This is a genomic window from Staphylococcus sp. EG-SA-17 (assembly GCF_017151845.1).
GTDB lineage: Bacteria > Bacillota > Bacilli > Staphylococcales > Staphylococcaceae > Staphylococcus > Staphylococcus aureus.
In genome coordinates, this window is record NZ_JACVZO010000143.1 from 1 (window position 1) to 254 (window position 254).

Consider the following 254-nt stretch of genomic DNA (forward strand, 5'->3'; position numbering starts at 1 on the left):
TTACTTCTTCTGGAGCCAACGACTAATTTACGCATGTTCAATTCCTCCTAGGAACGGATTGCTCTAGATTATTTTCTCAATTCACAAAATGTGTTGCAAAAAATAAATTAATCATATTTAAGCAAAAGACGTGCCTCAAAGGCATTTGTAGAGACTTTCGCAAATGCGATATTCGTCAGTACTTTTGTCATGGAAGCTTGTTTGTCATCAAACTTATGCGATGTGCGTAATATGCGATCAGCCATTTCTGCAAG

The 254-nt window shown here is 37.0% G+C and carries 1 pseudogene; it reads right to left on the reverse strand.

What is annotated here, in order from left to right:
• Nucleotides 1-128: 128 nt before the first annotated feature.
• Nucleotides 129-254 (reverse strand): annotated as a pseudogene (locus IDG65_RS14920) (hypothetical protein); the annotation flags it as partial.